The following is a 12,709-nucleotide window of genomic DNA, read 5'->3' as shown; positions in this document are numbered from 1 at the left end:
TGGCTGGATGGCCATCATGTGCAAAAATCCGGCCATGAAGAGCCGTCACCTGGTCGCCGTGCTCGCGCTGGACGAGGTGGTGACGTTCGACCTCGGCACGCCGACGCAGGTCCTCAACGCCGCCCGCGACGAGCAGGAACGGCGTTACTACCGGGTGCGGGTCTGCACGCCGGGCGGACGTCCGGTGCGCAGCGCGGCCGGGTTCGCCATCACCCCCGACCACGGCCTGGAGCTGATGGCGGAGGCGGACACGGTGATCGTGGCCGGTGTGCACTACGGGGCGCAGGTGCTGGCGGACGGCACGGTCGAGCCGGCGGTGCGCGACGCCCTGCTCGCGGCGGCGGAGCGGGGCGCGCGGGTGATGTCGATCTGCACGGGCGCGTTCGTGCTGGCCGCGGTCGGCCTGCTGGACGGGCGCAGGGCCACCACGCACTGGGCGCACGCGGACAACTTCCGCCGCCTGTTCCCGGCCGTCGACCTCGACCCGGACGTGCTGTTCGTGGACTCCGGCGACGTGCTGACCTCGGCCGGCGTCGCCGCGGGCGTCGACCTGTGCCTGCACGTCGTGCGGCACGACCACGGCAGCGAGGTGGCGAACATGGCCGCCCGGCGGTGCGTCGTGCCGCCGTGGCGGCCGGGCGGGCAGTCGCAGTTCATCGTCCGCCCGATCCCGGACCAGGCCGACACGTCCACCGCGCAGGCCCGCGCGTGGGCCGTGGCGCACCTGCACGAGCCGCTGGACCTGCGCGCGCTGGCCGCGCAGGCCCGGATGAGCGTCCGCACGTTCACCCGCCGGTTCCGCGAGGAGACCGGCGTGAGCCCCGGCAAGTGGATCACGCAGCAGCGCGTCGAACGGGCACGGCACCTGCTGGAGACCACGGACCTGGCCATCGACCGGGTGGCCCGGCACGCGGGCTTCGGCACGGGCGCGGCGCTGCGGCAGCAGATGAGCGCGGCGCTCGGCGTGTCGCCCAGCGCCTACCGCACCACGTTCCGCTCAGCGGGCTAGCGCCTCCGCTGCCGGCACACCCCGCTCACCGCTCCAGGAACGGGCGCAGCAGGCCCGGCACGGCCTCGTCGGCGAGCGCCAGGCCGTCGGCCTCGCCCACGTCGACCACGTGGTACGCGCCGTCGCCCGCCGCGGTGGTGGCGGTGATCGTGACCAGGCCCGCGCGGCGTTGGAAGAACGAGCGCGAGATGCGCCAGCCGATGATGCCGGTGCGTTGCAGCGCAACGGTTTCGCGGACCGCCGAGCCGGCGCGGGCGAGGAGGTGGCGGTCGGTCAGGGCGTGGCCGAGCGAGCGGTAGCGGTCCCAGCCCAGGGCGGCGGAGAACGGCACCAGCGCCAGCACCACCTGCCACGTCCAGCTCGGCGCGAACCACGCCAGGACGGCCGCCGGCACGAGCAGCGGCACGACGGCGCGCACCATCCGGCGGCGCAGGGCCGCGATCGGGTGCCGGCGCAACGGCGTCCGCGTAGGCGACGCCCCGGCCCGGTCAGCGGTGGTGACCGGGTCATTGGTGCCGTCCCGGTCACCGGTGCCGGCCTGTTCGGCAGTGCCGGCGTGTTCGGCAGTGGCGGTCCAGTCAGTGGTGGCGGCCCGTTCGGCAGTGCCAGGCTGTCCAGTGGTGGCGGCCCAGTCAGCAGTGCCGGCCCGGTCGGTGGTGGCGGCCCAGTCGGCGCTGTCGGTCGTCGACCGCAGCACCTCCGCGGACACGCGGTGGGCCTCGGCGACCGGCGCGGGCGGCAGCAGCAGGTTGCTCTCGCCCTTGCGGCCCAGGCCGGTCGTCACGGTCTTGGCGTGCGCACCCCGCCCGGCGCGCAGCAGCAGCGGTTCGACCAGCTCGACGCCGCGAAGTCGTTGCTCCGCAACGGAAACCGAACGGGTGGTGAGCAGGCCGCGGCGCACGCGGACCGTGTCGTCCGGCTCACGGGTCAGCCGGTAGCCCCAGAACTGCACCACGTACACCAGCACCGAGCCGAACGTGGCCACCAGCAGCACGACCGCGGCGAACACCGCGACGGTCAGCCCGAGCGGCTGCGCCACGACCCAGTGCGCGGCCTCGCTCATCGGCTCGAACACCTCGATGTCCAGCTCCCGCGCGAAGTTCATCACGAACCCGAACAGCGCGCCCGCCGCCACCAGGCCCGACAACGTCAACGGCGCGTACCGCAGCCACCGGTTGTCCCATTCGGACAGCACGACGCCCGGCCGCTCCTCCTCCGCGACGGCAGGGGTTTCCGCCTTGGCGATGGTGAGCAGCAGCACGCGCAGCCGTTCCGCCTCGGCCGACGACACCGCGTCCAACGTCAGGCCGTCCTCGCCCGGCTGGTCGCGCTGCCCGGTGCCGACCCGGATCGCGGACAGCCCGAACAGCCGGTGCCCGAGCTTGGCGGTCAGGTCGACCGTTCGGATCCGGTCGCGCGGCACCGCCAAGCGCTTGCGCACGAGCAGCCCGGTGTGCATCTCGACCTGCTCGGTGGTGATCCGGTAGCGCGTGGTGATCCAGCGCAGCAGGCCGAACAGCACGATCGCGACGATCACGCCGACGCTGAGGAGGATCCGCCACGTCTCGCCCTTGCCGAGCACGATGAGGCCGACGAACAGCGGCACCAGGCCGAGCAGCTCGTTCAGCGGTCGCACGACGAGCATCCGCACGTCCAGCCGGTGCCAGTCCACCACCGGCTCGGCGTACTCGGGCGCGGCGGGCAGGTCCGTGCTCACGTGGCGTCACCCGGCGTGGCCTGCGTGGTCGTGGTCAGCTCGTCGGCCAACCGCACCGCGTCGTCGTGGTCGAGGCCCTCGATGAGCACGGGCCCGGCGGCCGAGGCGGTGGTCACGGTGACCGTGGACAGCCCGAGGAGCTGTTGCAGGGGACCGCGCTTGGTGTCCACGGTCTGGATGCGCGAGACCGGCGCGATGCGCCACTCCTGGTTCAGCCAGCCGGCCAGCGTGTACACCGCGTCCGGGGTGGCCTCCCAGCGGTGCACCCGGTACCGCCACCGCGGCATGACCAGGGTGTGCGCGGTGCCGAGCACGAGGGTCGCGATCGCGGCGGTCACCTGCCACGGCGAGGCGGCGAAGATCAGCGCGACCAGTTGCGGCACGAGCAGCACCGCCCAGCCGATCAGCGCGTGCAGGGTCCAGAGGGTGATCGACTTGCGGCTCACCTGGTGCCGCGGCGCACGCAGGCGCAACACTTCGTTGCTCACGCCGTCCACTGTGCCTCAAGGCCGAGCCCGCGTGCGCGCGAACCCGGCCTCGGGACCGATCAGCTACGGCTGCGGTGCGTAGGGCGCCTGGAACACCCTGGCCGTGGCGCTCTCGCCCTGGACGGCCACGGCGGCGGGCACACCCACGACGACCGCGAGACCGGCGCAGACGGCGAGCGCAGCCATGATCTTGTGCAGGGAGTGCACAACCATCGTCGAACTCCGTTCGATCGTAGCGGCTTGTCGGCAGGGGGGAGCCGGACCAGATCCGCGGACAACGCCCGGAAGCGTCCAAGCGGAGCATGGCACAGGGGGGTCCTCACGGTCATCACCCACTTCTGCCCCTGCCCACTAGGCAATACCCACGGGACGGCGGCCCCGATCGTCGGGGACATCCCACCATTACGGGTAACGAGCCGGAAACCCGGAGGTGACTCAGTCGAGCAGCGGTCGTGCCCGGGTCTCCTCGTCCAGGTCCACCCACCAGACCGCCGCGCCCGCCCGGTCGCGCACGCCGATCGTCCGGTAGATCCGCTGGAGGTGGTTCTGCACGGTCTTCGGCGACAACGACAGCTCGGCCGCGATCGCCGCGGTGCTCTCACCGGCGGCCACGCGCCGCAGCACCTCGATGCCCCGCTTGGTCAGCCCGGACCCCAGCGCCCGCGCGATCCGCCGGTGGTCCTGCTCGGCGGTGGCCGAGCTGCGCAGCGGGTCCGGCGCCGCCCGCTGCTCCCGGCGCAGCCCGAACGTGCGCTCGGCCAGCTGGTCGACCAGCCTGGCGGACAGGTCGTGCTCCCGCATCCGCAGCAGGTCCCGGCCTTCCTGGAGCTCCCACAGCCGGTACTGCTCCAGCTGGGACCTGGCGTGCCGCAGCGCGGAGTCGAGCTTCCCGGCCCGCTCGTGGGCCACGCTCAGCGCGCCGTGCGCCCGCACCGCGACCTCCCGCGCCAGCACGCCCATCGCCAGCTCCGCCGCACGGGTCAGCAGCCGCACCTGGTCGTCGTGCCGCTCCCGCACCCCGCTGATCCGGGCCCGGGCCATCAGCAGCTCGGCCCGCAGCACGGGCCGGTCCTGCCCGGCGAGCAGCCGGTCGGCCCGCTGGCACGAGCGCAGCGCCCGGTCCACGTCGCCCAGGTCCAGCCGCACGTGCGTGAGCAGCAGGTTCAGCCGGGCCATCCGCAACGGCTGGTCGAGGTGCTTCCACCGGTCGCGGGCCTGCGCGCACAACGCCTCCGCGCGCCGCAGCTTGCGCGTGCACGGCTCGCCGTCCGGGCTGCACCGGCTCGCCGCCGTGCGCACCATGCAGTGCTCGTGGTACTGCGTGCGCAGGACGCCGGCCTGCTCGTACAGGATCGAGCCGATCAGCTCGACGTCCTTGGTCAGCTCGGCCAGGCCGAGGGCGCGCGCCAGCGAGTGCAGCGACCGCTCCCGCGAGTCCAGCCGCAGCTCGACCACGGCCTGCGAGAAGCTGCACCACGCCTGGAGCCCGACGTGCCGGTTGGCCGCCGCGATCGCCTGCACCCGGTCGATGGTGTCCAGCGCGCCCGGCAGCAGCCCGCGCTTGCCGAGCGCTACGGACTGGGCCAGCACGCTGTGCGCCACGCCTTCGGCGTCGTCCAGCCACGAGAACGCGGCCACCGCCTTCTCGGCGGCCTCCAGCGCGTCGCCGGGGCGGCCCTCGTCCAACGCCATCCGCGCCTCGCGCAGGTTGGACACCGCGGCCTCGCGCGGGTCGGCCGCCCGCTGGACGGGAATCGTCATCAGTCTGCCCCCGCTGGAGAGGGTACTCACCCCAACTCGCGCTTCAGCACCTTTCCCGTCTCATTGCGCGGCAGGGCGTCGAGGAAGACCACCTCCCTCGGCACGGAGAACCTGGCCAGGTTGCCGCGCACGTGGTCGAGCACCGCCTCCTCGTCCACCGCGCCCGGCGCCTCGGGCACGACGTACGCGGCGAGCCGTTGGCCGAACTGCTCGTCCGGCACGCCGACCACGGCGACCTCGCGCACCCCAGCCATCCCCGCCAGCAGGTCCTCGACCTCGCGCGGGTACACGTTCTCCCCGCCGGAGATGATCATCTCGTCGTCGCGGCCCGCGACGAACAGCAGGCCGTCCCGGTCGCGGTAGCCGAGGTCGCCGGTCGACATGAGGCCGTCGCGGACCTCCTTGCCCGCGCCGTTGGTGTAGCCGTCGAACAGCATGTCGTTGGCCACGAAGATGCGGCCGGTCGTGCCGGCCGGCACCGGGTCGCCCGCGTCGTCCAGGATCGCGAGCCGGGTGCCGTGCGGCGGCAGGCCCGCCGTGTCCGGGCGCCGGGCCAGCTCCTCGGGCCGGGCGATGGTCACCCACGACACCTCGGTGGAGCCGTAGAGGTTGTAGAGCACCGGGCCGAACTCCTCCAGGCACCGCCGCGCCACCGGTGGCGGCAGCGCCGAGCCGCTGGAGGCGATCACCCGCAGCTTCGGCAGGTGCGGGCGCCCGGTCAGCTCCAGGATGCGTTGCAGCATCACGGGAACGGCGAACAGCGCGTCGCTGCCGTGGTCGCGCGCGTCGGCCAGCGTGAGCGCCGGGTCGAACTTGCGGCGCAGCACGAACGTCGCGCCGAGCACGAGCCCGATCTGGAACGCGGCCAGGCCCCAGGTGTGGAACAGCGGCGCCGGCACGGAGAACCGGTCGCCCGCCCGGAACGGGATGCGGGACAACAGCGCGGCGGCCGGCGCGAGGCTCGCCGGCTCCGGTCGCCTGGCGCCCTTGGGCGCGCCCGTGGTGCCCGACGTCAGCACGATCATCCGGCCGCGCGGCGGGCGTCGGGGCAGCGGTGTGGCGGGTGAGCCCTCGATCAGCTGCTCCAGCGTCCTGCTCTTGGTGACGCCGTCGACCCACGCCATCACCCGGCGGACCTTGCGCGGCGCGTTGGCCAGCAGGCCGCGGAACTCGGTGTCGGCGACGACCACGGACACGTCCTGCTCGCGCAGCACCGCGGCGACCTGGGCCGCGCTCAACCCGGTGTTGACCAGCACGGTGTGCGCGCCGAGCTTCACGCACGCGCCCACGGTCTCCACGAAGCCGCGGTGGTTGCGGCACAGCACCGCGACCTTCGACCCCGACCGCACGCCGAGGTCGTGCAGGCCGTGCGCGAGCCGGGTGGTGCGTTCGTCGACCTCGGCGTAGGTGAGCGTGCCCGCGTCGTCGATGATCGCCGGCCGGTCGGGGTGGCGCGCCGCGCCGGTGGCGAACCCGAACGCGACCGTGATGTCCCACTGGAGGAAGGCGTCGACGACGCCGAGCAGCCGGCCGGGGCCCATCGGCCGCACGACGCCGGCGCGCACCAGCGTCGCCAAGGCGCGCAGCGCTCCCAGGACCCGGTTCACCGCGTCGCCCGCAGGACGAGGCGGGTGACGCCCGCGGCGACGGCGGCCAGCGGCGGCGTGTGCGGCGTGCCCCGCTCCGGCATGGCCCGGTAAGCGAGGTGCACCAGCGACCGCACGTGCTTCGGCGCGGTCTTGCGGGCGAGTTCGGCCAGCAGCCCGGACGGGAGGTTGACCTCCTCGGGACGGCGCTCCAGCGCGTGGACGACCCACCGCGCCGCGCGCTCGGGCGTCGCCGCCGGGAACGCGTCGTAGGCCTTCGTCGGCCCGATCATGGGTGTTCGCACCAGCGGCATCCGCACGGAGGTAAACGTGACACCGTCCGCCACCGTCTCGCCGGCCGCCACCCGGCTGAACGCGTCCAGCGCGCTCTTGGAGGCCAAGTAGGCGGAGAAGCGAGGCGTGTTGAGCTGCACGCCCATGCTGGAGATGTTCACGATGTGCCCGGACCTCCGTTCCCTCATGTGCGGCAGCAGGCCGAGGACCAGCCGCAGCGGCGCGAAGTAGTTCAGCGCCATGGTGCGCTCGTAGTCGTGCAACCGGTCGACGGACAGGTGCACGCTGCGCCGGATCGACCGGCCCGCGTTGTTGACCAGCGCGTCGATGCCGTCGTGCTCCGCGAGGACCTGCTTGAGCAGCGCGCCGACGGCTTCCGCGTCCGTCAGGTCGCACGGGTAGGTGTGCGCCGTGCCGCCCTCCGCGCGGATCCGCTCGGCGACGTCCTCCAGTTCGTCGGCGCGGCGCGCGACCAGCAGCGGCACGGCTCCCTCCCGGGCCACGGCGAGCGCGGTGGCCGCGCCGATGCCCGACGACGCGCCGGTGATCAGCACGGTCCGCCCGGCCAGGCCGTGCTTGCGCGCGGCGCGCAACGGGTCCAGGTGCGCCGACCAGTACTTCCACAGCACGTGCGCGTAGCCGGCGAAGTCGGGCGGTTCCAGGCCGGTGACCGTGCGGGTGGCGGTCGAGTCGAACTCGGCGTGCACCGCGAGGTGCGGCACGACCTGCGGCGGGATGCCCAGCTCGGTGAGCACGCCGGTGACGATCGCGCTCGTCGGCGCGGCGGGCAGCGGCAGTGGCAGGGTGAACCGGACCTTCGGGGCGCGGGCGGCGGCGGCCAGCGCGTTGTGGACCTCGTCCAGCGGCTGCGAGCGGCGCGCGGTGAGGTGGAACGTGCTGCCGGACGGCACGTCGGCGTGGATCAACCGGTCCAGCGCCGCCACCACGTAGTCGACCGGGACCAGGTTCGCGGCCCCGAAGTGCGGCGCGACCAGCGGCAGCAGGCGTGGCAGGCGGGCGAGCGCGGCCAGCGCCGGGAAGAAGTAGTACGGGCCGTCGACCTTGTCGGTCTCGCCCGTGCGCGAGTCGCCGACCACGGCGCCCGGCCGGTACACGCGCCACGGCGTGCCCTGGTCCCGGACGATCCGCTCGGCCGCGTGCTTGGTCACGTGGTAGGGCGAGGGCAGGTGCTGGCCGAGGTCGAAGTCGTCCTCGGTGAACGGGCCCCGGTGCTCGCCCGCGACCGCGATGGACGACACGTGGTGCAGCACCCCGCAACCGGTGCACCCGGCGTACTCCACGACCCGCCGGGTGCCCTCGACGTTGACGGCGTGGTGCGCGTCGGCGGACGCGGTGAAGTCGTAGACGGCGGCCAGGTGGACGACGTGGTCGACCCGGTCGGCGTCGATCGGGGAGCCGAGGTCGCCCAGCACCGGCGTCAGCTTGCCGTGCCGGCCCAGCTTGTCCGCGGACTGCGGCCTGACCAGCGCGAACACCCGTTCGCAGTCCGGTCGCCGCAGGAGCTCGGCGACCAGGCGCCTGCCGATGAAACCCGTCGCGCCGGTGACGAAGTAGGTACTCACGCCCCGATACTGACACTACCTACCCGCGAGTAGGAAGAGCGCGGGGTGAAATCGGAACGCCTGTGATCAGTTTTCCGGGGTGCCGGACGCGTTCACCACCGCGTCGCGCAAGGCCGCGCGCAGGCGGCCCACCTCCAACGGCGTCAGCACGGCCGCCTCACCCGGCGGCACCGTCACCACGACGTGGCCCTGGCTGACGAAAACGGTCATGTCACGGCGACGTGACGCGATGTCGCGGCAGGAGATCTGCCACTCCTTGCCTGTGCTCACGGCCCCCAACCTCCAGGTGTCTCGACACGGGGTGCTCGGACCAATCCGGGCGCTCGTGGGGATGAGACGCACGCGGGTTGGTGCCATGACGGGGCAATCCGCCGGGCGACCGCGCCGAGCTGTCGCTAGCGTCGCATGTGGCTGTCGTCGCAGTCACCTGAAGGGGTGAGAAAATGGCTGAACCGCAACGGATCGTGATAATCGGGTCCGGTCTGGCCGGCGCCTCGGCGGCCGGGGCGTTGCGCGAGCGCGGTCACACCGGTGACGTGGTCGTCTTCGGCCGCGAACGGCACCGGCCCTACGAGCTGCCGGCGTTGTCCAAGCAGGTGCTGCTGGGCGACGCCGAGGAGCCGGTCCGCGTGCACGAGCCCGATTTCTACGACGAGCGCCGGATCGAGCTGCGGCTCGGCGTCGAGGTCGTCGGGGTGGACGTCGACCGGCACGTGGTCGAGGACTCCGGCGGTGGGTCGCACTCGTACGATCGGCTGATCCTGGCAACGGGTTCGACGCCGCGCCGGTTGCCGGTGCCGGGCGGAGAGCTCCCAGGTCTGCGGACGTTGCGCACCGTCGAGGACTCGCTGGCGTTGCGGCGGGAGCTGACCGACGGCCGCGAGGTGGTCGTCGTCGGCGCGGGGTGGATCGGCTGCGAGGTCGCCGCCGCGGCCCGGCGGCACGGCGCGTCGGTGACGGTCGTCGACCCGGTCGACCTGCCGCTGCGGCGGGTGCTCGGGCCGCGGATGGGCGAGGTGTTCCGCGACCTGCACGCCGCGCACGGCGTGCGGTGGCGGCTCGGCGTCGGGGTGGACGGCTTCACCGAGCACGGCGTCCGGCTCGCCGACGGCGGTTCGCTGACCGGTGACGTCGTGGTGGTCGCGGTGGGCGCCGCGCCGGACCTGGGGCTCGCGCGGGACGCCGGCCTGGCGTTGGCCGACGGCGGGGTGGCGGTGGACGCCGCGCTGCGCACCTCCGCGCCGGACGTCTTCGCCATCGGCGACATCGCCGCGCACGAGCACCCCCGCTACGGGCGGCGGGTCCGGGTCGAGCACTGGGCGAACGCCAAGGGCCAGGGCGAGCACGTGGCCGGCACGGTCCTCGGGCACGACGAGCCGTACGAGGCGTCGCCGTACTTCTTCACCGACCAGTACGACCTGGGCATGGAGTACCGGGGGCTCGCCGACGCCGAGCACGACGAGCTGGTGGTGCGCGGTGACGTGGACGCGCGCGAGTTCACCGCGTTCTGGCTGCGCGACGGGCGCGTGCAGGCGGCGATGAACGTCAACCAGTGGGACGACGGCGAGGCGTTGCAGCTGCTGGTCGACGCGCGGGCCGAGGTGGCGCCGGACCGGCTGCGCGGCGGCGACCTGGCCTAGGCGGTCACAGGCAGGAGCCGCTGTCCGGCCCGTGGTCGGCCGCGATCAGGCGCTCCAGCAGGTCGTGCAGGGCGCGGGCCTCATCCGGCGCGAGCTCGGCGGTGAACTCCCGCTCCACCTGGACGTGCAGCTTCTCGACCTCGCGCTGGACGGCCCGGCCCTGCTCGGTGATCACCGGCACGCGCACGCGCCGGTCGTTGGGGTCGGGCTTGCGCATGATCAGCCCCGCGCGTTCCAGCCGGTCCAGCTCCGCGGTCAGCGTGGTCTTGTCGACGCCGAGCGCGTGGCCGAGGGCGAGCTGGGTGCGCTGGAACTCCTCGCTGATCAACGCGGTCAGCACGATCTGCCCCCGCGTGGTGATGCCGTGCCGCACCGCCGCTTCCTGCGCGACCGTGCCCAGTTTCTGCGCCGCGCGGTGCAGCAGCCAGTTCAGGCCCGCACGGCTCGTGCAGCCGAGGCTGGGGGCGAGGTCCATGCCCGGGATCATACGCCGGCTGTGAGATATTCTTGAGTAAGAACGTCTTGACTCATAACGACTCTGCCCATATGTTCCGAACCGAGAACTTCCGAGAGGGGACTATGGTGCACCTGTTGCACATCGACACCAGCCTGCGGTTCGAGGGTTCGGTGTCGCGCGAGGTCAGCGGCGCTTTCGCCGAGGCGTGGCGGGCCGCGCGCCCGGACGGCGGGTACACCTACCGCGACCTGGCCGCCGAGCCGTTGCCGCACGTCGACCCGGCGGCGCTGGCCACCCGGGAGGCCGACGGCGACCGGCCGTTGGAGCAGCGGCTGATCGCCGAGGTGAAGGCGGCGGACACGATCCTGCTCGGCGTGCCGATGTACAACTACGGCCTGCCGTCGAGCCTCAAGGCGTGGCTGGACTGGATCATCGTGCCGGAGCTGATGGCCGACCAGCAGACCGGCGAAGGCGTGCTGACCGGCAAGCGGGTCGTGGTCGTCACCGCGCGGGGCGGCTCCTACGGGCCCGGCACGCCCCGGCACTCGTTCGACTTCCAGGAGCCGTACCTGCGCGCGGTGTTCGGCATGCTGGGCCTGGACCGGGACCTGGAGTTCGTGCACGCCGAGCTGACGTTGGCCGGCGTCGTGCCGCACATGGCCCAGTTCCGCGACCTGGCGGTCGCCTCGTTGGAGGACGCGCACCGCGTGGTGCGCGAGTTGGCCGTCGCCTGAGGGGGAGATCGGGTGACGGGCCGTGGTCGAGGGGGCGGCCCGTCACCCGATAGTGCAGGCGTCGTCGGCCTGCGACCATGTGGGCCATGTCGGAGTCGATCGCCGCGGTCGTGGTGCGTGCCGCCGAGCTGACCGCCCGCGGGTTGCCGCGCAAGGCGATCGAGCTGCTCCAGCCGGCCCTCGCGGCCAACCCGCTGCACGGTGAGGCGTGGTGCCGACTGGCCGCCGCCTACCTCGACGCGGGCGAGCCCGACCCGGCGCTGAGCGCGGCCAAGCGGGCCCTGGTGCTCGACGGCGACCCAGCGTGGGCGCAGCGGCTGACCGCGCTGGCGTTGAGCGAACTCGGCCGGCACGCCGAGGCGGTCGTCGCGGCGCGGGAGTGCGTGCGGCGCAAGCCCGGCGACTGGCGGTGCCAGGTGGTGCTGGCCGAAGTGCTGGCCGACAGCCCCGACGGGCAGCGCGAGGCCGTGGCGGTGGCGCGGGAGGCCGCGCACCTCGCGCCGACGGAGGCCCGCGCGTTCCAGGTGCTCGGCGACTCCGCGCTGCGCGTGCGCGACTGGGGCACCGCCGAACGCGCCTACCGCACCGCGTTGCGCCTCGACCCGGACGACGGCGACGTGCGCGCGAACCTGGCCACCGTCCGGCGCAAGCGCGGCGGCGTGCCCGTGCCGCCGCCGTCCGGTGAAGCGCTGCACGCCGCGCACGTCCTGGTGTGGCCCGCGCTGTCCCGGCTGGCCGCGCTGCTCGTCGCCGGCGGCCTCGTCCTGATGCTGGCGGGCATGCCCAAGCCGACGCCGCTGCTCGGCTGGTTCGCCGGGCTGCTGGTCGTCGGCTGCCTCGTGGTCGCGGGACTTGCGCTGTTCAAGGCCCGGGGCGGTGTGCGGCGGGCGTTGCTCCGCCTGCCGCTGCACCGGCCCAAGGTGGCCTTCGTCACGACCATGTTCGGGCTGTCCGCGGTGATCCTCGCCGGCTGGGCGGTGGCGCTCCTCCTCGGGGCCACGACGATGCAGCCGCTCGTGATCGCGTGGCTGTGCGCCCTGCTCGGCGGAGCCGTCGTGGTCCTCGCCGGGGGCCGCTAACCTGGACGTCGGGAAGGAGGCCGATGACCCGACGCGCGCTGCTCGCGATCCTGGCGTTGATCGCGGGTTTCGTCGTGTCCGGACCCGGCCCGAGCACGACCGCCGACGTGGCCGCCGTCTCGTCCACCGTGGACGCCGCCCACCTGCCCGGCACGGCCACCCGCGGCACGAACGCCGCGCACCCCGTGCAGGTGCACGTGGGCCAGCCGCTGGACGGCGTCCAGCCCGCCGTGCACGTGACGCCCGCGCCGCCGGTGCGGGTGCGCGTCGTCGACCCGACCCACCGCACCCCCGAGCGCAACGGCCAGACCCCGCTCGGCGAACGCGCGCCGCCCACCACCTCCGGTAGCTGAACCCACCC

Annotated in this window: 13 protein-coding genes; 5 read left to right on the top strand and 8 right to left on the bottom strand. The window is 73.7% G+C overall.

Going from position 1 to position 12,709, the window contains the following annotated elements; genetic code table 11:
* Nucleotides 1-34 precede the first annotated feature (34 nt).
* The gene (locus ACZ7GX_RS36730; RefSeq protein WP_498783808.1) at nt 35-1,009 is read left to right on the top strand and encodes a GlxA family transcriptional regulator; all 975 of its coding nucleotides are present in this window, start codon (nt 35-37) and stop codon (nt 1,007-1,009) included.
* A 25-nt stretch (nt 1,010-1,034) separates the two neighbouring features.
* Here the strand turns inward: ACZ7GX_RS36730 and ACZ7GX_RS36725 are convergent, their stop codons facing one another.
* The 7 genes from ACZ7GX_RS36725 to ACZ7GX_RS36695 all read right to left on the bottom strand — a co-directional run bounded on the left by ACZ7GX_RS36725 (nt 1,035) and on the right by ACZ7GX_RS36695 (nt 8,708).
* The gene (locus tag ACZ7GX_RS36725) at nt 1,035-2,726 is read right to left on the bottom strand and encodes a PH domain-containing protein (protein WP_498783806.1); all 1,692 of its coding nucleotides are present in this window, start codon (nt 2,724-2,726) and stop codon (nt 1,035-1,037) included.
* The gene (locus tag ACZ7GX_RS36720; protein WP_498783803.1) at nt 2,723-3,214 is read right to left on the bottom strand and encodes a PH domain-containing protein; all 492 of its coding nucleotides are present in this window, start codon (nt 3,212-3,214) and stop codon (nt 2,723-2,725) included. The genes ACZ7GX_RS36725 and ACZ7GX_RS36720 overlap by 4 nt, the downstream gene beginning before the upstream one ends.
* Before the next feature lie 63 nt (nt 3,215-3,277).
* Complete coding sequence (locus tag ACZ7GX_RS36715) at nt 3,278-3,427, bottom strand: hypothetical protein (protein ID WP_230565996.1); 150 nt, start codon at nt 3,425-3,427, stop codon at nt 3,278-3,280.
* Between the two features lie 222 nt (nt 3,428-3,649).
* Nucleotides 3,650-4,975, bottom strand: a complete 1,326-nt coding sequence (locus tag ACZ7GX_RS36710) for a LuxR C-terminal-related transcriptional regulator (protein ID WP_498783801.1) — start codon at nt 4,973-4,975, stop codon at nt 3,650-3,652.
* A 26-nt stretch (nt 4,976-5,001) separates the two neighbouring features.
* Entirely contained in the window at nt 5,002-6,582 is a 1,581-nt protein-coding gene (locus tag ACZ7GX_RS36705; protein WP_498783800.1) for an AMP-binding protein, read from the bottom strand.
* Nucleotides 6,579-8,438: an SDR family oxidoreductase gene (locus ACZ7GX_RS36700; RefSeq protein WP_498783797.1), complete on the bottom strand. Its 1,860-nt coding sequence runs from the start codon at nt 8,436-8,438 to the stop codon at nt 6,579-6,581. Before ACZ7GX_RS36700 ends, ACZ7GX_RS36705 begins: the two co-directional genes overlap by 4 nt.
* Before the next feature lie 66 nt (nt 8,439-8,504).
* Complete coding sequence (locus tag ACZ7GX_RS36695; protein WP_053722955.1) at nt 8,505-8,708, bottom strand: hypothetical protein; 204 nt, start codon at nt 8,706-8,708, stop codon at nt 8,505-8,507.
* Between the two features lie 173 nt (nt 8,709-8,881).
* Here ACZ7GX_RS36695 and ACZ7GX_RS36690 point away from each other — a divergent pair, with 173 nt between their 5' ends.
* Complete coding sequence (locus ACZ7GX_RS36690; RefSeq protein WP_498783795.1) at nt 8,882-10,078, top strand: NAD(P)/FAD-dependent oxidoreductase; 1,197 nt, start codon at nt 8,882-8,884, stop codon at nt 10,076-10,078.
* A 4-nt stretch (nt 10,079-10,082) separates the two neighbouring features.
* Here the strand turns inward: ACZ7GX_RS36690 and ACZ7GX_RS36685 are convergent, their stop codons facing one another.
* Nucleotides 10,083-10,553 (bottom strand): MarR family winged helix-turn-helix transcriptional regulator, encoded by a 471-nt coding sequence (locus tag ACZ7GX_RS36685; protein ID WP_498783793.1) that lies wholly within the window; start codon nt 10,551-10,553, stop codon nt 10,083-10,085.
* A gap of 107 nt (nt 10,554-10,660) precedes the next feature.
* Between ACZ7GX_RS36685 and ACZ7GX_RS36680 the strand changes: the two genes are divergently transcribed.
* The 3 genes from ACZ7GX_RS36680 (at nt 10,661) to ACZ7GX_RS36670 (ending at nt 12,701) form a co-directional block, all read left to right on the top strand.
* Entirely contained in the window at nt 10,661-11,269 is a 609-nt protein-coding gene (locus ACZ7GX_RS36680) for an FMN-dependent NADH-azoreductase (RefSeq protein WP_498783791.1), read from the top strand.
* 86 nt (nt 11,270-11,355) lie between these two features.
* A complete protein-coding gene (locus tag ACZ7GX_RS36675) occupies nt 11,356-12,348 on the top strand; it encodes a tetratricopeptide repeat protein (RefSeq protein ID WP_498783789.1) in 993 nt (330 codons plus the stop codon).
* A gap of 23 nt (nt 12,349-12,371) precedes the next feature.
* Complete coding sequence (locus ACZ7GX_RS36670) at nt 12,372-12,701, top strand: hypothetical protein (RefSeq protein ID WP_498783786.1); 330 nt, start codon at nt 12,372-12,374, stop codon at nt 12,699-12,701.
* Nucleotides 12,702-12,709 lie beyond the last annotated feature (8 nt).

The sequence above is a fragment of the Actinosynnema sp. NPDC037264 genome (genome assembly GCF_055603705.1).
The sequence above is the reverse complement of the archived record's forward strand: the minus strand, read 5'-3'. Positions and strand labels throughout refer to the sequence as shown.